The 20,686-nt window shown below is 70.4% G+C and carries 23 protein-coding genes; 12 read left to right on the top strand and 11 right to left on the bottom strand.

Annotation, left to right across the window (positions count from 1 at the left end; all coding sequences use genetic code 11):
- Positions 1-87: 87 nt before the first annotated feature.
- From ACIBVP_RS09680 to ACIBVP_RS09660, 5 genes are all read right to left on the bottom strand, one after another.
- Positions 88-726 (bottom strand): hypothetical protein, encoded by a 639-nt coding sequence (locus ACIBVP_RS09680; RefSeq protein WP_396105614.1) that lies wholly within the window; start codon positions 724-726, stop codon positions 88-90.
- Positions 727-732: 6 nt separating this feature from the next.
- Positions 733-1,740, bottom strand: coding sequence for a hypothetical protein (locus tag ACIBVP_RS09675; protein ID WP_396105613.1), 1,008 nt, complete (start codon positions 1,738-1,740; stop codon positions 733-735).
- A gap of 377 nt (positions 1,741-2,117) precedes the next feature.
- Positions 2,118-3,077 carry a quinone oxidoreductase family protein gene (locus ACIBVP_RS09670; protein WP_396105857.1) on the bottom strand — a complete coding sequence of 320 codons (960 nt, stop codon included), beginning with the start codon at positions 3,075-3,077 and terminating at the stop codon, positions 2,118-2,120.
- 66 nt (positions 3,078-3,143) lie between these two features.
- Entirely contained in the window at positions 3,144-4,085 is a 942-nt protein-coding gene (locus ACIBVP_RS09665) for an acyl-CoA desaturase (RefSeq protein WP_396105856.1), read from the bottom strand.
- An 84-nt stretch (positions 4,086-4,169) separates the two neighbouring features.
- Positions 4,170-5,138 (bottom strand): heme A synthase, encoded by a 969-nt coding sequence (locus ACIBVP_RS09660; protein ID WP_396105611.1) that lies wholly within the window; start codon positions 5,136-5,138, stop codon positions 4,170-4,172.
- A gap of 82 nt (positions 5,139-5,220) precedes the next feature.
- Here ACIBVP_RS09660 and ACIBVP_RS09655 point away from each other — a divergent pair, with 82 nt between their 5' ends.
- Positions 5,221-6,078, top strand: coding sequence for a TIGR03619 family F420-dependent LLM class oxidoreductase (locus tag ACIBVP_RS09655; RefSeq protein WP_396105610.1), 858 nt, complete (start codon positions 5,221-5,223; stop codon positions 6,076-6,078).
- A gap of 6 nt (positions 6,079-6,084) precedes the next feature.
- Here ACIBVP_RS09655 and ACIBVP_RS09650 read toward each other — a convergent pair whose 3' ends face one another.
- The 4 genes from ACIBVP_RS09650 to mptB form a co-directional block, all read right to left on the bottom strand.
- Positions 6,085-6,864 (bottom strand): ABC transporter permease, encoded by a 780-nt coding sequence (locus ACIBVP_RS09650; RefSeq protein WP_396105608.1) that lies wholly within the window; start codon positions 6,862-6,864, stop codon positions 6,085-6,087.
- Positions 6,861-7,784: an ABC transporter ATP-binding protein gene (locus ACIBVP_RS09645; RefSeq protein WP_396105607.1), complete on the bottom strand. Its 924-nt coding sequence runs from the start codon at positions 7,782-7,784 to the stop codon at positions 6,861-6,863. Before ACIBVP_RS09645 ends, ACIBVP_RS09650 begins: the two co-directional genes overlap by 4 nt.
- A gap of 36 nt (positions 7,785-7,820) precedes the next feature.
- Positions 7,821-7,973, bottom strand: coding sequence for a DUF6058 family natural product biosynthesis protein (locus tag ACIBVP_RS09640; protein ID WP_396105606.1), 153 nt, complete (start codon positions 7,971-7,973; stop codon positions 7,821-7,823).
- A gap of 163 nt (positions 7,974-8,136) precedes the next feature.
- On the bottom strand, positions 8,137-9,759 hold the full coding sequence (mptB, locus tag ACIBVP_RS09635; protein WP_396105605.1) for a polyprenol phosphomannose-dependent alpha 1,6 mannosyltransferase MptB: 1,623 nt from the start codon (positions 9,757-9,759) through the stop codon (positions 8,137-8,139).
- A 95-nt stretch (positions 9,760-9,854) separates the two neighbouring features.
- On the opposite strand from mptB, the gene ACIBVP_RS09630 reads away from it, so the two are divergent.
- The 9 genes from ACIBVP_RS09630 to ACIBVP_RS09590 are packed head-to-tail and all read left to right on the top strand — an operon-like array spanning position 9,855 to position 16,986.
- Positions 9,855-10,565, top strand: a complete 711-nt coding sequence (locus ACIBVP_RS09630; RefSeq protein WP_396105604.1) for a helix-turn-helix transcriptional regulator — start codon at positions 9,855-9,857, stop codon at positions 10,563-10,565.
- A complete protein-coding gene (sufB, locus tag ACIBVP_RS09625; protein WP_396105603.1) occupies positions 10,562-12,001 on the top strand; it encodes a Fe-S cluster assembly protein SufB in 1,440 nt (479 codons plus the stop codon). Before ACIBVP_RS09630 ends, sufB begins: the two co-directional genes overlap by 4 nt.
- Positions 12,002-13,162 (top strand): Fe-S cluster assembly protein SufD, encoded by a 1,161-nt coding sequence (gene sufD, locus ACIBVP_RS09620; RefSeq protein WP_396105602.1) that lies wholly within the window; start codon positions 12,002-12,004, stop codon positions 13,160-13,162.
- 34 nt (positions 13,163-13,196) lie between these two features.
- Positions 13,197-13,511: a non-heme iron oxygenase ferredoxin subunit gene (locus tag ACIBVP_RS09615; protein ID WP_396105601.1), complete on the top strand. Its 315-nt coding sequence runs from the start codon at positions 13,197-13,199 to the stop codon at positions 13,509-13,511.
- A gap of 29 nt (positions 13,512-13,540) precedes the next feature.
- Positions 13,541-14,314: a Fe-S cluster assembly ATPase SufC gene (gene sufC, locus ACIBVP_RS09610; RefSeq protein WP_396105600.1), complete on the top strand. Its 774-nt coding sequence runs from the start codon at positions 13,541-13,543 to the stop codon at positions 14,312-14,314.
- A gap of 27 nt (positions 14,315-14,341) precedes the next feature.
- A complete protein-coding gene (locus ACIBVP_RS09605) occupies positions 14,342-15,598 on the top strand; it encodes a cysteine desulfurase (RefSeq protein ID WP_396105599.1) in 1,257 nt (418 codons plus the stop codon).
- Positions 15,595-16,032 (top strand): Fe-S cluster assembly sulfur transfer protein SufU, encoded by a 438-nt coding sequence (gene sufU, locus ACIBVP_RS09600; RefSeq protein ID WP_396105598.1) that lies wholly within the window; start codon positions 15,595-15,597, stop codon positions 16,030-16,032. Before ACIBVP_RS09605 ends, sufU begins: the two co-directional genes overlap by 4 nt.
- Positions 16,029-16,583: a Uma2 family endonuclease gene (locus ACIBVP_RS09595; protein WP_396105597.1), complete on the top strand. Its 555-nt coding sequence runs from the start codon at positions 16,029-16,031 to the stop codon at positions 16,581-16,583. The genes sufU and ACIBVP_RS09595 overlap by 4 nt, the downstream gene beginning before the upstream one ends.
- 16 nt (positions 16,584-16,599) lie before the next feature.
- On the top strand, positions 16,600-16,986 hold the full coding sequence (locus ACIBVP_RS09590) for a metal-sulfur cluster assembly factor (RefSeq protein WP_396105596.1): 387 nt from the start codon (positions 16,600-16,602) through the stop codon (positions 16,984-16,986).
- 45 nt (positions 16,987-17,031) lie between these two features.
- Here the strand turns inward: ACIBVP_RS09590 and ACIBVP_RS09585 are convergent, their stop codons facing one another.
- Positions 17,032-18,288, bottom strand: coding sequence for a hypothetical protein (locus ACIBVP_RS09585; protein WP_396105595.1), 1,257 nt, complete (start codon positions 18,286-18,288; stop codon positions 17,032-17,034).
- A 117-nt stretch (positions 18,289-18,405) separates the two neighbouring features.
- Between ACIBVP_RS09585 and ACIBVP_RS09580 the strand changes: the two genes are divergently transcribed.
- Together ACIBVP_RS09580 and ACIBVP_RS09575 are read left to right on the top strand one after the other, a co-directional pair.
- Entirely contained in the window at positions 18,406-19,656 is a 1,251-nt protein-coding gene (locus tag ACIBVP_RS09580) for a sensor histidine kinase (protein WP_396105594.1), read from the top strand.
- Positions 19,653-20,309, top strand: a complete 657-nt coding sequence (locus ACIBVP_RS09575) for a response regulator (protein ID WP_396105593.1) — start codon at positions 19,653-19,655, stop codon at positions 20,307-20,309. Before ACIBVP_RS09580 ends, ACIBVP_RS09575 begins: the two co-directional genes overlap by 4 nt.
- Here ACIBVP_RS09575 and ACIBVP_RS09570 read toward each other — a convergent pair.
- On the bottom strand, positions 20,279-20,677 hold the full coding sequence (locus ACIBVP_RS09570) for a MerR family transcriptional regulator (RefSeq protein ID WP_396105592.1): 399 nt from the start codon (positions 20,675-20,677) through the stop codon (positions 20,279-20,281). The two genes, ACIBVP_RS09575 and ACIBVP_RS09570, sit on opposite strands and share 31 nt — an antisense overlap.
- Positions 20,678-20,686 lie beyond the last annotated feature (9 nt).

The raw sequence follows: 20,686 nt of genomic DNA, 5'->3' as shown, positions 1-20,686 counted from the left end.
AAGGGGGGCTCGTGGAGGTAGATGGTAAACGCCGGGGACGGAATTGTCTGCGGTAGCCGGGCCCTTTCGACTCCTTTCAGTCGCGGCTCACAGTCGTGCCGCGAGGTGCGACAAGCGCGATTCGACCGGTACGTGCCGGTGACTTTCCTGCGTGACGGGGTCGTAGGACAGGCTCCACGGCGTGACCTCCCTCGACTTGACCAGGAACGTCATGGTCCCGTTCATCGCGCGCGGAATGCGGTGGAAGTCGGACGCGAGCAGGCAGCCCGCGGCGCCCTCCGTGCATTCGGTTTCGGACAGTTTCGTGGTGGCGGAGATCAGGCCGTTGTCCGGCTTGATCGCCGCGGCATAGCGTTCGTGCAGGTAGGCGCCTTTCAGGATGGTCGTGCAGAAGTGGTACCGGTGGTTGTGCACCGAGTCGGCGTAGCCCGCGCGCCAGTCACGCTGCTCCTTGTACTCGTGCAGCCAGAACGTGAACGGCTCGTCGCGCCGGTCGCGCAGGCACCACGCGAAGTGCGTCGTCGTCTCCCTTGACCGTGCGATGACCGTGTTCGCCTGCTCGGTGGGCAGTTCGAGCAGGTGGGTGCGGAGGTCGGTGCGCAGGTTCGGCCGGGTGGACCAGGAATCGAACCACCGGTCCACCTGTTCCCAGCGGGACAGGAGGTCGAAGTCGGCGCTCCGCAACTGCTCTGCCAGCTCCGTGAGCGCGGAGCCCTTGGTGGCCACGGGACATCAGCTCCCCAACTCAGCTGTGGCGGCGAAATCGCGGAGGAAGTTGTAGAACTCCGCGTTGAGCTCGAGGAACTGCTCCTCGCTCAATGTCGAATTGGTGATCTTCTCGAACCGCGAGATGAACTCCTCCCGTGTCGTTTCCGGCGTGATCACGAGATGGTGTGCGTGATGGGACGCGCTGATGCGGCCGAACTCCGCGCGTTCCATGTTGTAGATGAACGAACCGTCCGAGAACCGCAGCGTGCGGGGATATTCGGCGGGTGCGTGCGCGTCGCTGTAGAGCGTCACCCACACGCTGTCGTCGAAGATCTCCAGCCGGTCCAGCGGCGGATCGGAGATGATCGTGACCTCCATCCGCGTGCACCTGCTGCGGGCCAGGTACAGCCCGACCAGGCCCATCCTGATCTCCTGGTGCAGCCGGGCCTGGATCGTGTCGACGTCCACGTCGGCCGCCGAGTGGCGGATCAGGTAGCGGGCACGTCCGCTGATCCCCGAGAGGTTGTCGGGGTCCGCGACCACCGCGCGAAGTTCCCACTCTGCCTTGGACAACAGCAGCCGGGCGGCCGCGTGCCGACCGGAGAAACCTCGGAACAGGTACTGCCTCGTGTTCTGCAGGTCCTGCATCATCAGCCGGTTGAGCGCGGGATTGGGCTCCGCGGTCGGTTCGAAGACGTGGGTGGGGAAGAACTCACGGTTCATCGACCGGTACTCGGCGGACAGGTCACGCAGCGACTGTCGAGATTCCTCGATCAGCGGCGTGAGCATCGCCCGCTGGGTGGCGGTCGCGGTGATGAGGGTCTGGCCGAAGCCGACGATGGCCGAGACCAGGGTGCCGGTGGCCACCGCGGTGACCAGGTTCTTGCCGACGCCGGGGTCAAGGTTCGCCGACAGGACCATGGTCAGTCCGGAGACCACGACCAGTATCAGGAGTAGGAGGCCGGTTCTGGTCCAGAAGATCTCTTGAATGGGGTTCTTCTCGCGGGAGCCCCTGTCGGCTTCCGCGGGCATAGTGGTTCTCACCTCCCTGAAGGCACACTCGAACGAGGGACTTGCTCTCTGTGTCTGATCGAGTGCGAGGAGTTACTGTACCTCTCCGTGTGCAAGGGAGGAAGGGGACGGGTGCGTGACCGTGCCTGTTCCGTGATGCACTGGATCCCCAGGAAAACGGCCATCCAGGCCCACGACGTGATGCCCATGGTCGGCAGGTTCGCGGTGGTGGCGCTTGTTTTGGCGTCGCTCACGGCCTGTGTCAGTCGCGGTGGCCCGGACGTGTCGCCGGTGTTCGGGCAGCCCCCAACGAGTAGTCAGTGCGACGCGGAATGTGACCTAACAGACATCGAACCGAGCGGTGAACTCGACGAAACCCCGAAGATCCGGTGGCGCCGTCAGGGGATCAGGAGCAGCTTTCCCGTGGTCCGCCGTGCCTCCAGGTCGGCGTGCGCCGTGGCGGCGTCGGCGAGCGGGTAACGGCCACCGATCCGCACGGACACGCGTCCGGCGCCGATGGCCTGGAACAGCTCGTCGCAACGCCACCGGAACTCCTCGGGCGTCGCGATGTGGTGGGCGAGCGTCGGCCGGGTCAGGAACACCGACCCCGCCGCGTTCAGCCGCTGCGGGTCCACCGGCGGGACCGGCCCGCTCGACGCGCCGTACAACGCCAGCACACCCCGCCGAGCGAGGCAGGCCAGGCTGCCGTCGAACGTGGTCCTGCCGACGCCGTCGTACACGACCGCCACGCCGACCCCGCCCGTGAGGTCCCGCACGGCAGGCACGAAGTCGGTCTCCGTGTACCGGATGACCTCGTCGGCGCCTGCCTCGCGGGCGAGTGCCTCCTTCTCGGGCGTGGACACCGTGCCGATGACCCTGCCGCCGCGTGCCTTCACCAGCTGGGTCAGCAGCAGACCCATGCCGCCCGCGGCGGCGTGCACCAGCACGGTGTCGCCCGGCTTGACCGCGTACGTCGACGTCACGAGGTAGTGCGCGGTCAGGCCCTGCAGCATCGCCGCCGCGGCCGTGTCGTCCTCGACGCCGTCCGGCACCGCGAACGCCTTCCGCGCCGGGACGACCACCTGCCGCGCGTACGAGCCCGGTGCGTCGGCCCACGCCACGTGGTCACCCACGGCGTGGCCGGTGACGTCCGCACCGACCGCGACCACCGTGCCGGCGCCCTCGGCACCCGGCACGAACGGCAGGTCGCGCGGGTAGAGGCCGCGGCGCTGGTAGGTGTCGATGTAGTTCACCCCGGCCGCGGCCACCGACACGAGCAGCTCACCGGGGCCGGGGACCGGCGCGTCGATCGTCGACGGCGTCAGCACCTCCGGCCCGCCGGTGGCGTGCACGAGAATGGCGTCGATGGGGTCGGCCACGGTTGTCCTCCACGATCACGGGAACAGTCTGCGACCGGCAGGACCCTACGCCGCGAGCTTGGCGGCCAGCCGTTCCGGTCGGGGCCAGCGTACGGCCCACGCCCAGCCGAGCTTCTCGAAGATCCAGATCACCCGCGCGGAGATGTCGATCTGCCCACGTCGCACCCCGTGCCGGGCGCCCGTCGGGTCCGCGTGGTGGGAGTTGTGCCACGACTCGCCCATGGACAGGATCGCGAGCGGCCAGAAGTTGGCCGCCTTGTCGCGGCTCACGAACGGCCGCGAGCCGATCATGTGGCAGATCGAGTTGACCGACCACGTGACGTGGTGCAGGAACGCCACCCGCACGAAGCCCGCCCAGAAGATGCCGGTCACGACACCCCACCAGGACATGGTGATCAGGCCGCCGAGCACACCGGGCAGGCCGAGCGTCACCGCGGTCATCGGGATGAACAGCTTGTCGACGAGCTGGATGTCCTTGTCCGACAGCAGATCCGGCGCGAACCGCTCGGCGTTGGTCTTGTCCCGCTGGAACAGCCAGCCCATGTGCGCGTGCCAGAAACCCTTGGCGATCGCCAGTGGCGAGGTGCCGAACAGCCACGGCGAGTGCGGGTCGCCCTCCTTGTCGGAGAACGCGTGGTGGCGCCGGTGGTCGGCGACCCACGAGACGACCGAGCCCTGGGACGCGAGGCTGCCCGCCAGCGCGAGCGCGATCCGCAGCGGTCTCTTCGCCTTGAACGACCCGTGGGTGAAGTAGCGGTGGTATCCGACGGTCACGCCGAGCGAGCTGACCAGGTAGAAACCGGCGGCGAGGCCGACGTCGACCCAGCCGAGCCCCCAGCCCCACGCGAACGGGACCGCGGCGGCGAGGGCGAGCAGGGGGAGGATGAGGAAGACCTGGACGGTCACGTGTTCGGCGCCGGAGCGACGGCCGGAGATGATGGGCTTGGGCGCCTGGGGTTCGCGCGTGGGCGTCAGTGTGGGGGAGATGGTGGCGGAACCTCATAACTCGGCCGGGACGCGGCCTGGTGACGTGGACCTACGGTTACGTATCCGTAGGTTTCCGTCTCCAGGTTAGGCGGTCTCGGACGCACCCGCCATAGTTGTGTGATCCACCGAGGCACGACCGCGCACCCCGCACCACAGCGAACCGGTGGCGATGATCACGCACATCGCGCCGAGAACGTGCAGGCAGACCAGCAGTTCCGGGACGCCGGTCCAGAACTGCACGAACCCGACGGTGCCCTGCGCGAGCACCACGGCGACCAGCACCTGGTAGCGCCGCCACGGCGGGGAGAACGCGTGCTGACGAGCCAGCCAGATCCCGAGCAGCACCAGCGACCCGAGGAACGCGTACAGGAACGCCGCGTGCACGTGGGCCATGGTCTCGACCGGGACGTCGAAGCGCGGGGTCGCCGGGTCGCCGCCGTGCGGGCCCGCGCCGGTGACCATGGTGCCGGTGACGAGCAGCCCGGCGAGGAACGCGGTCTGGACGTACAGCCACGTCGACAGGGTGCCGGGGACGGGCTCGGCCGTGCCGGGGGCCTCGTCGCGGGGCACGGCGTGCACGAGCAGCGTCGCGAGCCACACCATGATCGTGGACGCGAGCAGGTGCACCGCGACGCTCCACCACACCAGGTCCAGCCGCACGGTCAGGCCGCCGATGACCGCCTGGACGACGACGCCGATCGGCATGGCGGCCGCGAGCCACAGGTAGCGGCGGTCGGTGCGCGGGCGGTTCAGGTAGGCGAGCACGAAGCAGACCCCGGCGATGATGCCGACGACGCCCGTGAACAGGCGGTTGCCGTACTCGATCCACTGGTTGAGCGTGTCGTACTCGGGGTGGGAGACAGGGACCATGCTGCCGGGGAAGCACTGCGGCCACGTGGGGCAGCCGAGGCCGGAGCCGGTGACCCGGACGACCGCGCCGGTCATCGCGATCAGCGCCTGCGTGGCGAGGACGGCGACGGCGAACCCGACCTGCAGCCGTCGGCTCGGGTTGGGCAGGCGGTCGATGCGGGCCTTCAGCGTTTCCAGCGGCACGAGCCGATCGTAAGGAGTGGTCGGGCGGGGTCCGCGCGCGGGTTTGCCCTGCCCCCGGCGGCAAGGTCTAGCGTCCGGCGGCGTGCGTTTCGCGATCAGCCACCAGCCCGCCGTCCACGGTCTCGACCCCGACCGGCTCGCCGACTTCGCCCGGCACGCCGAGGAATGCGGTTTCGAGGGCCTGTACCTGCCCGAGCACGTCGTGCTGCACCCCGGCGCGGCGCTCGGCGGTTTCGAGTTCCCGCCCACGACGCCATACCTGGACCCGCTCGACGCCCTCGCGTTCGTCGCCTCGGCCACGTCCCGCCTGCTGCTGGGCACCGCCGTGCTGCTGCTGCCCTACCACCACCCGGTGACGCTGGCGAAGCGGCTCGCGACGGTGGACGTGCTGTCGAAGGGCAGGCTGCGGTTGCTGACCGTGGGCGTCGGAGCCCTGCCGGGGGAGGCACGGGCGATGGGCGTGGACTTCGCGAGCCGGGGCCGACGCGCGGACGAGGCGATCGACGTGCTGCGGCTGCTGTGGTCCGGCGGCGCGGACGGGGTGAGCCACGCTGGCGAGTTCTACCCGTTCGAGGACCTGTGCAGCTTCCCGCAGCCCGTCGGTGGTCCGCTGCCGATCCACGTCGGCGGGTCGAGCGCGGCGGCCGCGCGGCGGGCGGGACGGCGCGGCGACGGCTGGTTCCCGGGCGGCGCGCTCACGCCCGACGAGCGGGCCAGGCAGTTCGACCTCGCACGGGCGGCCGCCGCCGAGGCCGGACGGGATCCGGCCGCGCTGGAGTACACGCGGTGGGCGTCGATCGACGTGCCGGAGTCGTCGGTCGAGGCCTACGCGGCACAGGGGGTGACCCGGCTGGTGGTGAGCCCCACCGCCGACGACCCGGACGGGCGGCACGCGCAGCTGTCCGCGTTCGCGTCCCGCTTCCGCCCGCGACCCGTGTGATCCGGATCAGGCGAGTTTCGTGGTGCGCGTCGCGGCGGTGGTCGCGACCGCACCCCAGCCCACCAGCACCGCGAACACGGTCCAGCTCGGGGCCGCGCCGTCGACGAGCGCGGTGTGCAGCCCGTCGGTCAGGGCGCCGGACGGCAACAGCATGACCACGTCGCCGAGCCCGCCCGGCATCGAGTCCGGTGGGACGACGATGCCGCCGCCCAGGAGCAGCACGAACCACACGATGTTGGCGAGCGCCAGCACGACCTCGGCCTTCAGCGCGCCGCCGAGCAGCACGCCCAGCGCGCCGAACGACAGCGTGCCGATGAGCACCAGCAGCACCACCCACGCCAGCCCCGCCAGGTCCGGCGACCAGCCCATGACCGCGGCGATCACGCCCAGCACGACGATCTGCACGGCGACCACGACGAGACCGGCGACCGCGCGCCCGGACACCAGCAACCACCGGGGCAGTGCGGTCGCGGCGAGGCGCTTCAGCACGCCGTAGCGGCGGTCGAACCCGAGCGCGATCGCCTGCCCGGTGAACGCCGACGACATGACGGCGAGCGCGAACACCCTCGGCACCACCGAGCCCACGCGCGGGTCGGGCAGGTCGAAGATGTCGAGAACCGTGAGGCCGACGAGCAGCGCGGCGGGGATCAGCAGCGTCAGCAGGATCTGCTCGCTGTTGCGCAGCGTGAGCACCGCTTCGGTGCGTGCGTGGACGAGCAGCATCCGGCCCGCCCGGCCGCGGCCGGGCGCGGGCGTGAACGTGCCCGCCGGGAAGGTCGTGGTCATCGCAGTTCCTTCCCGGTCAGCTCGAGGAACACGTCCTCCAGGCTGCGCTTGCCCACGTGCAGCTCCTCGGCCAGCACACCCTGCTGCGCGCACCACGCCGTCACCGCGGACACGACCTGCGGGTCGACACGACCGGTCAGCACGTACGAGCCGGGCGCCGTCTCCTCCAGCCGGCAGCCCTCGGGCAGCGCCGAGCACAGCTCGGTCAGGTCCAGGCCCGCCCGCGCGCGGAAACGCAGCTGCGCGGAGTCCGGCCCCTCCGAGGTGAGCTGGCTCGGGCTGCCGTCGGCCACGACCCGGCCGCGATCGATGATCACGACGTGGTCGGCCAGCTCCTCGGCCTCCGCCATCACGTGCGTGGTCAGCAGCACGCTCACGCCGTCGGCCCGCAGCGCGCGCACCAGCTCCCACACCAGCCGCCGCGCCTGCGGGTCCAGCCCGGCCGTCGGCTCGTCGAGGAACACCAGCTCGGGTCTGCCGACCAGCGCGCACGCGAGCGACAACCGCTGCTGCTGGCCGCCGGAGAGCCGCTTGTACGGCGTCCGGCGCGCGCCGGACAACCCGAGCACGTCGATCAGCCACGCCGGGTCGATCGGGTCGGCCGCGCACGCCGCGACGAGCGCGAGCATCTCCTCCGCCCGCACGCCGGGGTAGGCGCCACCGCCCTGCGGCATCACGCCGATGCGCGGCCGCAGCCGCTCGTGGTCGGTCGCCGGGTCGAGCCCGAGGACGCGGACGTCACCGGCGTCGCGGCGCTGGAAACCCTCGCAGATCTCCACGGTCGTGGTCTTGCCCGCGCCGTTGGGGCCCAGCAGCGCGAGGACCTGCCCGCGGTCGAGCCGCAGGCAGAGCCCGTCGACCGCGGTCGTCGCGCCGAAGCGCTTGACCAGCCCGGACAGCTCGACGGCAGACTCGTTCACGCCGGTAAGGCTATTGCGTGGACCTAAAGCCGCGGTTCACGCCCCTCGCGGCGTGTGACCGAGCACGGACGGCCACCGCTCCCGCACGTGCGTGACGTACCGGTCCCGTCCGGTGTCGCCCCACCGCTCACGGTCGTGGTCGGTGTACGGGCGGAGCAACGCGTCCAACGCGTCGACCGCCTCCCGCATGGCGCCGTACGTAACTCCTCGATCCGCGCGATGAGCCGGGCTTGACTCTGGATCTTTGCGCGCAAGTCTTGGCCTGAGCAGCAGTTACCTCAAGGGAACGTGACGGCACGCAACCACCAACCGCCTGCGGTCCGGCAGTGTCGCCGGGTCGGGACCAACACTTTTAATCGCGGGGAGGCGGGCTGGCCGCGCGCTCGCGGCGGGGCCGGGTCGGGACGTGCCTGCGCACCGCGAACAGCGCGATCGCCACCACGATCGCCGCCGCCAGGTAGGCGTAGGGCAGCTGGTAGGTGCGGCCGTCGAAGGTGTTGCCGGTCGGCGGCAGGGCCACCGCGAACGCGGCGCTGATCGCGGTCGCCGCCATCCGGAACCGGGTGTTGCCCGCCGCGGACGCCAGCGGGATCGCCGCCCACAGCAGGTACCACGGCTGCACGGTCGCGCCCAGCACCAGCACCGCGCCCATCGCCGCGCCGAGGCCGATCATGGGCCGCAGGCGCCAGCGGAAGCTGTCCAGCAGCAGCTTCGCCGCGAGCAGGGGACCGAGCAGCGTGCCGACCATCCTGCTGACGGTGATCGCCGCGTCGATGTGGTTGCCGAGCCCGAGGAAGATGCCCAGGCCGCCCGCGCCGAAGCCGAGCGCGGTCATGGGCGCCATCCAGCTCTTGATCGTGTTGGCCGTGTTCAGCGTCGACGCCCAGCCGAAGCCCAGGCCACTGCCGAGGGAGGTCAGCGCGACCACGCCCAGGAAGATCACGAGCAGCGCGCCGGCGGTGACGAACAGGTGTTTCCACCGGCCACCCCACCGCCGCGCGATCATCACCCCGAGGAAGCCCAGCGCGAGCGCGGCCGGGATCTTCACGACCGCACCCAGCGTGATGACCACGGCACCGATGCCGTACCAGAGCAGCTCACCCGGCTGCCACGGCGGGTACGGCCCACCCGGTCCGCACGGGGGCATCCGCCGCAGGCCCAGTTCGATGCCGACCAGCATGAGCCCGATCGCGAGCGCCTCGTTGTGCACGCCCACGACCAGGTGGAACAGGACGAGCGGGTTGGCGGCACCCAGCCACAGCGCGCTGACCGGGTTGATGCCGAAGCGGCGCGCGAGCCGGGGGAGCGCCCACACGATCATCGCGAACCCGAACAGCGCGAGCAGCCGGTGGAACACGACCCCCATCACCACGTGGTCACCGGTCAGCCAGGTGATGCCGCGCCCGACGACCAGGAACAACGGCCCGTACGGCGACGGCGTCTCCCGCCACATCGTCGGCACGTTCTTGGTGAGGATGTCCTCGTAGCCGAGCGCGTCGGCGGGCCCGACGGTGTACGGGTCGAGGCCCCGTGCCGCGATCTCGCTCTGCGCGAGGTAGCTGTAGACGTCCTTGCTGAACATCGGCACCGTGATGACCAGCGGCGCGGTCCACATGACCAGCGTGCGGGCCATCTGCGGCAGCGACATCAGCCGTGCGCGGCCGGGCAGCGAGAGCCGCCCGAGGCCCAGCCACGCGAGCACGATCATGAACACGCCCGCGAACGCGATCGCGATCGAGACCGTGGTCATCCGGCTGAACAGGCCGAACACGGGCAGGCCCCACACCGGGTTGTTCACCGGCGCGGCGCCCGCGCCCAGTGAACCGGCGGCGAGCAGCAGCGCACCGACCGTGCCGAAACGGCGGATGACGTCGAGTTGTCTGCGCTCACGCGTGTCGAGCGGCTCGGTGACGGACACGGCTGGTCCAGGCGGCCGTCCGCCCACGTCTGCCTCCGTCACGTCACCCACCGCCACGTGCGGAAGCGTATCGGTCGAGACTCCCCGTGACTCCGATCACCTCACGGCGGGGCGGCTTTGCCCACTTCAGGGAAATAAGACACACTGGTGTTGTGAAAAACGAGCAGCAGCTCTCCGAGGGCCGCACCAGGCATGGTGTGGCGCGGCTGCTGCTGGAACGGGGACCGATCACCGCGGCGGCCGTCGCGGAGACGCTCGGGCTGAGCCCGGCCGCGGTCCGCAGGCACCTGGACTGCCTGGTCGCCGACGGCGAGGCGTGCATGCGTGACGCTCCGTCACGGGGCAGGCGCGGTCGCGGGCGGCCCGCGAAGCTGTGGCTGTTGACCGAGACCGGGCGTGCCCGGTTCGGTCACGCGTACGACGACCTCGCCATCGCCGCCATCCGCTTCGTCGCCGAGTCGGCGGGCGAGCACGCGGTGCGCGAGTTCGCCAGGCGCCGGGTGAACGCGATGGTCGGCAGGCACCGCGACGACGTGGTCGGCGAGCAGGGGCCCGCGGAACGTGCCAAGGCCCTCGCGGACGCCCTCACCAGCGAGGGTTACGCTGCGTCGACCAGGCGCGTCGGGGCAGGGGAGCAGCTGTGTCAGCACCACTGCCCGGTCGCCCACGTCGCGGCGGAGTTCCCCGAGCTGTGCGAGGTCGAGACGGCGGCGTTCGCCGAACTGCTCGGCACCCACGTGCAGCGACTCTCCACCATCGCGCGCGGCGACGCCGCGTGCACCACACACGTGCCGCTCGGTGGCGCCGAACCACCGGAGGCGGGCGCGACCGCTCCCACCACAACCGAAGGGACGCCTTCATGACCACCGCCGCGGAGCGCGCTGGCACGCCGCTGACGCAAGAGGAGACGATCGCCGCACTGGGCAAGTACCAGTTCGGCTGGGCGGACTCCGACGTCGCAGGCGCGAGCGCCCAGCGCGGCCTCTCCGAGGCCGTCGTCCGGGACATCTCGGCCAAGAAGAACGAGCCGGAGTGGATGCTCGAGTCCCGGCTCAAGGCCCTGCGTCTCTTCGACCGCAAGCCCATGCCGAACTGGGGCGCAGACCTGTCGGGCATCGACTTCGACACGATCAAGTACTTCGTGCGCTCGACCGAGAAGCAGGCCCAGAGCTGGGAGGACCTGCCCGAGGACATCAAGAACACCTACGACAAGCTGGGCATCCCGGAGGCCGAGAAGGCCCGCCTGGTGGCCGGTGTCGCCGCGCAGTACGAGTCCGAGGTGGTCTACCACAAGATCAACGAGGAGCTCGAGCGCCAGGGCGTGATCTTCCTCGACACGGACACCGCGCTCAAGGAGCACCCCGAGCTGTTCGAGGAGTACTACGGCTCGGTCATCCCGCACGGTGACAACAAGTTCTCGGCGCTGAACGGCGCCGTCTGGTCCGGTGGCTCGTTCATCTACGTGCCGAAGGGCGTGCACGTCGAGATCCCGCTGCAGGCCTACTTCCGGATCAACACCGAGAACATGGGCCAGTTCGAGCGGACCCTGATCATCGTCGACGAGGGTGCCTACGTGCACTACGTCGAGGGCTGCACCGCGCCGATCTACTCGTCGGACTCGCTGCACTCGGCCGTCGTCGAGATCATCGTGAAGAAGGGCGGCCGCTGCCGGTACACGACCATCCAGAACTGGTCGAACAACGTCTACAACCTGGTCACCAAGCGCGCCAAGGCCGAAGAGGGCGCGACCATGGAGTGGATCGACGGCAACATCGGCTCCAAGGTCACCATGAAGTACCCGTCGGTGTTCCTCATGGGCGAGCACGCCAAGGGCGAGGTCCTCTCGATCGCGTTCGCGGGCGAGGGCCAGCACCAGGACGCGGGCGCCAAGATGGAGCACCTCGCGCCGCACACCTCCTCGACCATCGTGTCGAAGTCGGTGGCGCGCGGCGGCGGCCGGACCTCCTACCGCGGTCTGGTCAAGGTGGCCAAGCGGGCCAACAACTCGAAGTCCACGGTGAAGTGCGACGCGCTGCTGGTCGACCAGATCAGCCGCTCGGACACCTACCCGTACGTGGACATCCGCAACGACAACGTGTCCATGGGCCACGAGGCGACCGTCTCGAAGGTCAGCGAGGACCAGCTGTTCTACCTGATGTCCCGCGGCCTCACCGAGGACGAGGCGATGGCGATGGTCGTGCGCGGCTTCGTCGAGCCGATCGCCCGTGAGCTGCCCATGGAGTACGCACTGGAACTGAACCGGCTCATCGAGCTGCAGATGGAAGGGGCCGTCGGCTAAATGAGCCAGGCTGTTACTCAGACCCCGCACTCCCACGGGGTCGTCGTCCCGGCCGCCTCCAGGGCCGAGCAGTTCGCCTCGTTCGACGTCGAGGCGTTCGAGGTCCCGGGCGGACGCGAGGAGATCTGGCGCTTCACGCCGATGAAGCGGCTCCGTGGCCTCCACGACGGCTCTGCGGTAGCTTCAGGTGAGCTTCTTGTCGAGGTCGGCGGTCCCGACGTGCGGGTCGAGACCGTCGGCCGCGACGACTCCCGGCTCGGCGAGTCCGGCACGCCCGCCGACCGGATCGCCGCGCAGGCCTACACCTCCTTCACGCAGGCCACCGTCGTCACCGTGCCCAAGGAGACCCAGGCGGCCGTCACGACCGTGACGGTCACCGGGCCGGGCGAGGGCCAGGTCGCCTACGGGCACCTGCAGATCCGCGCCGAGCAGTTCGCCGAGGCGGTCGTGGTGATCGACCACCGCGGCTCCGGCACGGTCGCCGACAACGTCGAGCTGGTCGTCGGCGACGGCGCCAAGCTCACCGTCGTCAGCGTGCACGACTGGGCCGACGACGCCGTGCAGGTCTCGGCGCACCACGCGAAGCTGGGCCGTGACGCCACGCTGCGCCACCACCTCGTGGCGCTGGGTGGCGACCTCGTCCGCGTGAGCCCCACCGTGACCTACGCGGGCCCCGGCGGCGACGCCGAGCTGAACGGCCTGTACTTCGCGGACTCCGGGCAGCACATCGAGCTGCGCACCTTCGCCGACCACGCGCAGCCCAACTGCAAGTCCAACGTGGTCTACAAGGGCGCGCTGCAGGGCGACGACGCACGCACCGTCTGGATCGGCGACGTGCTGATCCGGGCCGCGGCCGAGGGCACCGAGACCTTCGAGCTGAACCGGAACCTGGTGCTCACCGAGGGCGCGCGCGCCGACTCGGTGCCGAACCTGGAGATCGAGACCGGCGAGATCGCCGGCGCGGGCCACGCCAGCGCCACCGGCCGGTTCGACGACGAGCAGCTGTTCTACCTGCAGGCCCGCGGCATCCCCGAGGGCGTCGCGCGCAGGCTGGTCGTCCGCGGCTTCTTCCACGAGCTGCTGATGAAGATCCAGGTGCCGGAGATCCGGGAGCGGCTCGAAGCGGCCATCGAGGCGGAACTGGAAGCAGTAGGGGCATGATCCGCGCCGAGGTACTTGTTCCCGCGGAGGCGCAATGATTAGAGCGTGTGCACTGTCCGACCTGGACGAAGGGAAACCGTTCGGCGTCGAGCTCGACGACGAGCCGGTCGTCCTTGTCCGGCAAGGGGACGAGGTGCACGCGCTGCGGGACGAGTGCAGTCACGCGACGCTCAACCTCTCCGAGGGCGAGGTCACGAAGAAGGGCATCGAGTGCTGGCTGCACGGCTCCTGCTTCGACCTGCGCACGGGGCGGCCGTCCTCGCTCCCGGCCACGGAGCCGGTGGACGTGTTCCCCGTGGAGATCCGCGACGGTGACGTGTACGTCGACGTCACCACCACCACGAACTGACTTGTAACACCAAGGAGAAAGCACAGAAGATGGCCACGCTGGAGATCAAGGATCTGCACGTCTCGGTGAACGCCGACGACACCGCCAAGGAGATCCTGTCCGGGGTCAACCTGACGATCAACTCGGGTGAGACGCACGCGATCATGGGCCCCAACGGGTCCGGCAAGTCCACCCTGTCCTACGCCATCGCGGGCCACCCCAAGTACGAGGTGACCGGCGGCGAGGTGCTGCTCGACGGTGAGGACGTGCTGTCGCTGTCCGTCGACGAGCGTGCGCGCGCCGGTCTGTTCCTCGCCATGCAGTACCCGGTCGAGGTGCCCGGCGTCTCCATGTCGAACTTCCTGCGCACCGCCGCCACCGCGGTCCGTGGCGAGGCCCCCAAGCTGCGCCACTGGGTCAAGGAGGTCAAGGAGGCCATGGCGGAGCTGGAGATCGACCCGGCGTTCGCCGAGCGCTCGGTCAACGAGGGCTTCTCCGGCGGCGAGAAGAAGCGCCACGAGATCCTGCAACTCGCGCTCCTACAGCCGAAGATCGCCATCCTCGACGAGACGGACTCCGGCCTGGACGTCGACGCGCTGCGCGTGGTCTCCGAGGGCATCAACCGCGTCAAGGCCGGTGGCGAGGTCGGCGTCATGCTGATCACCCACTACACCCGCATCCTGCGCCACGTCACGCCGGACTTCGTGCACGTCTTCGCGGGCGGCAAGATCGTCGAGTCCGGTGGCCGCGAGCTCGCCGACCAGCTCGAGGAGCACGGCTACGTCCGGTTCACCGGCAAGCAGGAAGCCGCGGCCATCGGCTGACCCTGCCCCACGAGACGAGGTTCCCGGATGACCACCACCACTTCCGGTCTGGACGTCGAGACGATCCGCAAGGACTTCCCGATCCTGTCCAGGCTGGTGCACGGCGACAAGCCGCTCGTCTACCTGGACAACGCGGCGACGTCGCAGAAGCCGCGCCAGGTGCTCGACGCGATCGTCGACTACTACGAGAAGCACAACGCCAACGTGCACCGCGGCATCCACACGCTGGCCGAGGAAGCCACCGCGCTGTACGAGGGCGCCCGCGACAAGGTCACGGCGTTCATCAACGCGTCGTCGCGGGACGAGGTCATCTTCACGAAGAACTCGTCCGAGGCGATGAACCTGATCGCCCGCGTGCTCGGCGACGCCGGTCCCGGCTACCGCGTCGGTCCCGGTGACGAGATCGTCATCACCGAGATGGAGCACCACAGCAACATCGTGCCGTGGCACATGCTGGCGGAGCGGACCGGCGCGACGGTCAAGTGGTTCCGGATCACCGACGAGGGCCGCCTCGATCTGTCCACCCTGGACTCGGTGATCACCGAGCGCACGAAGATCGTGTCGATGGTGCACGTGTCGAACCTGCTCGGCACCGTCAACCCGGTCGAGCAGGTCATCAAGCGGGCCAAGGAGGTCGGCGCGCTGGTGCTGGTGGACGCGTCGCAGTCCGCGCCGCACCTGCCGCTCGACGTGACCGCGCTCGGCGCCGACTTCGTGGCGTTCACCGGCCACAAGATGCTCGGCCCGACCGGCATCGGTGTCCTGTGGGGACGGTTGCCACTCCTGGCTGAGTTGCCGCCGTTCCTGGGCGGTGGCGAGATGATCGAGGTCGTCACCATGGAGCGGTCGACCTACGCCGCGCCGCCGCACAAGTTCGAGGCGGGCACCCCGCCGATCGCGGAGGCGGTCGGGCTGGGCGCGGCCGTGGACTACCTGACGGCCGTGGGCATGGACCGCATCGCCGCGCACGAGCACGAGCTGACCGCGTACGTGCTGGACGCGCTGTCGGCCGTGGAGGGTGTGCGGATCATCGGCCCGCCGACCGCGGAGGGCCGGGTCGCCGAGGTGTCGTTCACGGTCGAGGGCATCCACCCGCACGACGTGGGCCAGGTGCTGGACGAGCAGGGCATCGCGGTGCGCGTCGGCCACCACTGCGCGCGGCCCGCCGTGGTGCGGTACGGAATTCCGGCGACCACCCGGGCGTCGTTCTACCTGTACAACACGACCGCCGAGGCGGACGCGTTGGTCAAGGGGCTGGCGGCGGTGAAGAAGGTCTTCGGATGAACCTCGAGTCCATGTACCAGGAGATCATCCTGGACCACTACAAGAACCCGCACGGGCGCGGCCTGCGCGAGCCGTACGACGCCGAGTCGTTCCAGGTCAACCCGACCTGCGGCGACGAGGTGACACTGCGGGTCGCGGTGGCCGACGAGAAGGTCACCGACGTGTCCTACGAGGGCCAGGGCTGTTCGATCAGCCAGGCGTCCACGTCGGTGCTGACCGACCTGGTGACGGGCCGGACCGTCACCGAGGCGCTGTCCACCATGGACGCGTTCGTCGAGATGGTGCAGAGCCGGGGCACGATCGAACCGGACGAGGACGTCCTCGAGGACGGCGTCGCGTTCGCGGGCGTGGCCAAATACCCGGCCCGCGTGAAGTGCGCGCTGCTGGGGTGGATGGCGTTCAAGGACGCGGTCGCCAAGGCATCGACGCGGTGATCGCTCCACCTGACCACCTGCTCACTCTCGACGAGTGGGTCGCGTTGCCCGAGGACAACAGCCGGAACTACGAACTCCAAGAAGGTGTGGTGGTCGCGAATCCCAAGTCGCACATGCCGCACCAGTCGGTCGTGGTGAGGTTCGCGGTCGACGTGGCCCCTCAACTTCCTCCCGAGTGGGACCTGGTGGGCAGCGTTGAGGTCGTCACAGAGCCGGGTTTTCCGGCCAGTGTGCGCGTTCCGGACCTGGTCATCTTCAACCGTGCCCTCATCGGTGCCGACGCCCCCCACTTCACCCCTGAGCAGGTCCTGGTCGCCGTGGAGGTCGTCGCGCCCGGGACACGGATGGTCGACACCGTGGTGAAGCCGGTTGAGTACGCCGCTGCCGGGATACCCTTCTACTGGGTGATAGACCTGGCTGATCCACTGTCGCTGGTGGCCCACCGCCTCGGCGACGATGGCCGGTACCGAGAGACATCGGCGACCACCGGAATGTTCGAGACGAACGAACCGTTCCAGGTCAGGATCGATCTGGCCGAGTTGCCTGCCTGAGCGAGGGGAGAGACTGATGAGCGAAGAAGCAGGTCGCGGCGTGGAGTCGCTGCCCGAGCCGCCCGCGCCGTCGGCGGACGTGGCCGCGGTCGAGGACGTCGAGGAGGCGATGCGCGACGTCGTCGACCCCGAGCTGGGCATCAACGTCGTCGACCTCGGCCTCGTGTACGACATCCGCGTCGAGGACGACAACACCGCGACGCTCGACATGACGCTGACGTCCGCGGCGTGCCCGCTGACCGACGTGATCGAGGACCAGACCCGTGCCGCGCTGACCGCGGGCCCGGGTGGCGGCCTCGTCGGCGACTTCCGGATCAACTGGGTCTGGATGCCGCCGTGGGGCCCGGAGAAGATCACCGACGACGGCCGTGAACAGCTGCGGGCGCTCGGCTTCACCATCTGAGCCAGGCTTGCCGGAGCCGCGCGGGTGCCAGCCCGCGCGGCTCTTTCATGTCCAGGTGTTGCAGGCGTCGAGCGTGCGGGCCTGGGCACCCTTGTCCAGCCATGCCTTCGCGTCCGGTGGTGCGTCCACACTGGACAGCCGGTCGCCGATCTCGCCGGTGATGTTCGCGTCCACCGCACCCCGGTTCGCCATGGCCCCGCTCGCGATGCCCGCCATGCACGTGGCCTGTCGCGCGAGTCGTTCCTCGGCCCCGTCCACGTCCGCCGCCGTCTCGGCGAGGCCGGTCGTGAACTGGAGGGCGCGGGCGTACTCACGGAGGAACACCCCGAAGTACCGGCCGGGGTAGCGGCCGTTGCGCTCGGTGTCCCGCAGGTGCGCGGGTGTCATGTAGACGGTGCCGTCGCACTGGGTCGCCGGGCTCTCCGGGGTGATCTCACCGCACGAGGACGTCCGCACCGTGTCGGTGACCGTGACCACCTCGACCCGGCCGTCGAGCCCTGCCTCCGCGAGGACCCCGCCCCACGCGTCGTCGGCGCACGTCTTGGCGGCGGTGTAGAAGGCGGCCTGTGCCTCGTCGGGGAGGTCGAAGCGGGGGAGCGCGCAGGTGGCGTCGGCCATGCGTGCCGTCGAGGTGGACAGTGGGTGGTCGGCGGGTCCGTCCGGTCGCCGCGGGGGCGGTGTGGTGGTGGTCGGCGGCTCGGTGCTCGGGGTGGTGATCTCCGGGATGGCCTGGGCGGGCCGGGCGGTGCCGGCCACCTGCCGGGTCGGCCGCACGACCGTCGCGAGCGCCGCGGCCGCGACGAGCGCGACGACGAGGACCACCGCGGCGCCGAGGGCGATGTAGTAGGCCGGGTGGTGGGGGCGCGGCGGGGGTTCGGGGGTGTCCGGGCGCCAGACGAGGTCGGTGGGCGGCGGCGGGAGCAACTCGTCGAGGGGCCAGCTCGCGACCGTGGGACCGGTGGTGGTGGGCGACTCGTCGACGACGGCCGCGGTGGGCTCGTCCGGTTCCGCCGGGATGACGACCGGGGTGCCCATCGTCGGGCCGTACGGCCAGGTCGTGGCCGGGGCGGTGGGTTCGGCGAGGGTGGCCTCGTCGATCGAGGTGGCGACCGTCGGGCCGTCGGGGAACGTCGGCGGTGGAGTGGGTTCGGGGAGCGTGGGTTCTTCGTCCGCGCCGGCGGTGGCGTCCGCCGGGAGCGTCGGCTCCTGCGGCGTCGGGCCGTGGAGATGGCCGGTCGACGGGCCCATCACCGTGGGGCCGTCCACTGGTGGGCGCCGGGGCCCGTCCTGCTCTTCAGTCATCCTCGTCCTCGCTCGGGGGCCGCCTTGCAGCGTAGCCGCCCGGCTCCCTCCTCGGAGTGACCTCCGCCGGTCCGGTGGGGGAGGGCCGGTCACGGGTGGGTCTGCCAGGATCGGGGTGTGGCGGCCGTTCTCGACCTCGTGCTCGGCCCGGTGATCCGCCCGTCGACCTACCGGCGATGGGTGTACCTGATCCTGGGCGGCGCCGTGCTGGTCCCGTTCATGCTGATCGCCGGCATGGTCCTGCCGTCGCTGATGCCCGCCGCCTTCCAGGACGAGACCACGCTGGTCGTCGCGTTGTCGCTGGTCCTCGTCCTCGGCGTGATGGTGTTGATGTCGCTGATCCCCGCCGTCCGGGTGATCGAGGGGACCGCGGCCAGGGAGCTGCTCGGCGACGGGATTCCCGAGCAGGCGACCACGGGCGGCCGCTCGTGGGAGTCGCGGGCGCGGTTCGCCGGGTGGTTCGTGCTGCACCTGCTCGTCGGCGGGATCCTGTCGGTGCTCACGCTGACCGTGCCACCCACCGCCGTGCTCACCTTCTTCGCGCCGTTCGTCGGGCGGGTCGACGCGCTCGGGTTGGTCGTCGCCACGCCACGCGGATGGGCGGGCGCGTGGGTGCCGCTGGCCGGGCTGGCCGGGGTCCTCGTGCTCGTCCACCTCGTCGTCGGGGCGGCGGTGCTGGCCACCCGGGCCGCGCCGTTCCTCCTCGGGCCCCCGGCGACCGAGCGGCTCGCCGAGCTGGAGCAGCGCACCGAGCGGCTCGCCGAACGCAACCGCCTCGCCCGCGAGCTGCACGACTCCGTCGGGCACGCGCTCTCCGTCGTCACCATCCAGGCCAGCGCCGCGGGCCGCGTCCTCGACTCCGACCCCGAGTTCGCCCGCACCGCGCTGTCGGCCATCGAGGAGTCCGCCCGCGCCGCACTCGCCGACCTCGACCACGTGCTCGGGCTGCTCCGCGAGGAGACGAGCGCCGGTGATCCACAGTGGACCCTCGCGAACCTGCCGACCCTGCTCGAACAGACCAGGATCGCCGGGGTCGCCGTCGAGTCCACCGTGGAGGGCGCGCTCGACCGGGTGCCGCCCGCGGTGTCCCGCGAGGCCTACCGGATCGTGCAGGAAGGGCTCACGAACGTGCTGCGGCACGCGGGCAGGGTGCCGGTCGAACTACGGCTCGCCGCGCGCGGCGACCGGTTCGAGCTGGACCTCTCCAACCCGATCGACGAGCATGCCGGGACGAGGGCGGGCGGCGGGCACGGACTGTCCGGGATGCGCGAGCGCGTTACCGTCCTGCGTGGACAGATGACCGCCGGGCCGGACGAGGGCCGCTGGCGGGTACAGGTGCGGATTCCACTGAGGACGGTGCGCGAATGACGGACGGCAAGACGACGGTGTTGCTCGTCGACGACGAGGAGCTGATCAGGGCCGGGCTGCGGGCGATCATCAACGCCGAGCCCGACCTCACCGTCGTCGGCGAGGCCGGTGACGGTGCCGAGGTCCTGCCACTGGTCACCAGACTCCGGCCGGACGTGGTGCTGATGGACGTGCGCATGCCCGCCGTCGACGGCATCCAGGCCAGCAGGCACATCCTCGAGACCGTCGCCGAACCACCGAAGATCCTCGTCGTCACCACGTTCGAGAACGACGACTACGTCTACGACGCGCTTCGGGCCGGTGCCAACGGGTTCCTGCTCAAGCGCACGCGGCCGGAGGACATCGTGCGGGCCATCCGCATGGTGGTGAGCGGGGAGTCGCTGCTGTTCCCGTCCGCGATCCGGGCGCTCGCCGCCGCGCACGGCGGTGGTGGCGCGGGCGGGCTCGCGCATGCCGGGCTCACCGAACGGGAGGCCGAGGTGCTGCGCCTGATGGCGACCGGCTTGTCCAATGTGGAGATCTCGGAGCGGCTGTTCGTCAGCGTGCAGACGGTGAAGACGCACGTGGGCAACGTGCTCGCGAAACTCGGGGCGCGCGACCGCACCCAGGCGGTGATCCTGGCCTACGAGACGGGGTTCGTCACGCCGGGCTGATCTCGGGACGCCTGGTGCCGCTCGTAGTAGGCGATCTTTCCGCGGATGTGCTCCTGCTCGCGGAGCAGGTGCGCGATCCTCTCGTCGATGTCGCGGTCGTGCTCGCGCAGCACCTCGAGCCGCTCCGCGACGGTCTCGTCCCCGCCGCGCGCCAGCTCCGCGTACCGCACCATCCGCTGGATCGGCATGCCCGTGTCCCGCAGGCAGCGCAGGATCCGCAGCCACGCGACGTCGTCGGCGGTGAACACCCGCTGCCCGCCCGAGTTGCGCTCGATGCCGTCCAGCAGGCCGATCCGCTCGTAGTAGCGCAGGGTGTCGAGGCTGAACCCCGTCTGCTCGGCGACCTGGCCAGGTGAGTAGCGCTCCATTGGCACGAG

Origin of the sequence: Actinophytocola sp. NPDC049390 (assembly GCF_044466355.1) — a bacterium.
Classification (GTDB): domain Bacteria; phylum Actinomycetota; class Actinomycetes; order Mycobacteriales; family Pseudonocardiaceae; genus Actinophytocola.
This window is presented reverse-complemented; position numbering and strand designations above follow the sequence as displayed.

Coding starts and splice junctions, on each gene's coding strand:
- ACIBVP_RS09675 (WP_396105613.1), bottom strand. CDS start 1,740: ATGCCCGCGGAAGCCGACAGGGGCTCCCGCGAGAAGAACCCCATTCAA.
- ACIBVP_RS09650 (WP_396105608.1), bottom strand. CDS start 6,864: ATGACCACGACCTTCCCGGCGGGCACGTTCACGCCCGCGCCCGGCCGC.
- ACIBVP_RS09640 (WP_396105606.1), bottom strand. CDS start 7,973: ATGCGGGAGGCGGTCGACGCGTTGGACGCGTTGCTCCGCCCGTACACC.
- sufB (WP_396105603.1), top strand. CDS start 10,562: ATGACCACCGCCGCGGAGCGCGCTGGCACGCCGCTGACGCAAGAGGAG.
- sufD (WP_396105602.1), top strand. CDS start 12,002: ATGAGCCAGGCTGTTACTCAGACCCCGCACTCCCACGGGGTCGTCGTC.
- ACIBVP_RS09615 (WP_396105601.1), top strand. CDS start 13,197: ATGATTAGAGCGTGTGCACTGTCCGACCTGGACGAAGGGAAACCGTTC.
- sufC (WP_396105600.1), top strand. CDS start 13,541: ATGGCCACGCTGGAGATCAAGGATCTGCACGTCTCGGTGAACGCCGAC.
- ACIBVP_RS09605 (WP_396105599.1), top strand. CDS start 14,342: ATGACCACCACCACTTCCGGTCTGGACGTCGAGACGATCCGCAAGGAC.
- sufU (WP_396105598.1), top strand. CDS start 15,595: ATGAACCTCGAGTCCATGTACCAGGAGATCATCCTGGACCACTACAAG.
- ACIBVP_RS09590 (WP_396105596.1), top strand. CDS start 16,600: ATGAGCGAAGAAGCAGGTCGCGGCGTGGAGTCGCTGCCCGAGCCGCCC.
- ACIBVP_RS09585 (WP_396105595.1), bottom strand. CDS start 18,288: ATGACTGAAGAGCAGGACGGGCCCCGGCGCCCACCAGTGGACGGCCCC.
- ACIBVP_RS09575 (WP_396105593.1), top strand. CDS start 19,653: ATGACGGACGGCAAGACGACGGTGTTGCTCGTCGACGACGAGGAGCTG.
- ACIBVP_RS09570 (WP_396105592.1), bottom strand. CDS start 20,677: ATGGAGCGCTACTCACCTGGCCAGGTCGCCGAGCAGACGGGGTTCAGC.